Below are 526 nucleotides of genomic sequence, written 5' to 3' on the forward strand. Positions count from 1 at the left end.
TGCGTTGACGTTCGATTTCTTGCTCTAGCATCGCATTTGGTACATCAAATTCGTTCTTTTCTAGTAGCGCATCAAAAGTCGCTTGCTTAACTTGGCTACGCGCCGCGTTTTTGATTTCGCGTTCCATGTTTTTGCGTACGTCTTCTTTTAGCTTGTCAACGCCACCTTCAGTCACGCCAAATAGCTCAAGGAACTCGTCGTCGATTTCAGGTAGTTTTGATTTTTCGACCAATTTTACATTGATTTTGAACTGAGCTTCTTTACCCGCTAGGTTTTCAGCTTGATAGTCTTCTGGGAAAGTTACGTCAATGACTTTTTCTTCGCCAGCTTTCATGCCTTTGATGCCAGCTTCAAAACCTGGGATCATCTGGTTGCTACCGATAACCAATTTAAAGTCCTCAGCTGAGCCACCTTCGAACTTCTCACCATCAATTGAACCTTCAAAGTCGAAAGTCACTTGATTGTCTTTGGCTGCCATGCCTTTTTTCTCGACGAACTCTTGACGCTGCTTTTGCAAGTTTTCGAT

At 43.3% G+C, this 526-nt stretch carries 1 protein-coding gene; it reads right to left on the reverse strand.

Annotated elements, in window-relative coordinates; all coding sequences use genetic code 11:
* Positions 1–526: trigger factor (tig, locus tag ACS8FD_RS24360; RefSeq protein WP_439277739.1), on the reverse strand; the 526-nt coding region annotated here is incomplete at both ends.

This window comes from Psychrobacter sp. 1U2, assembly GCF_051847575.1.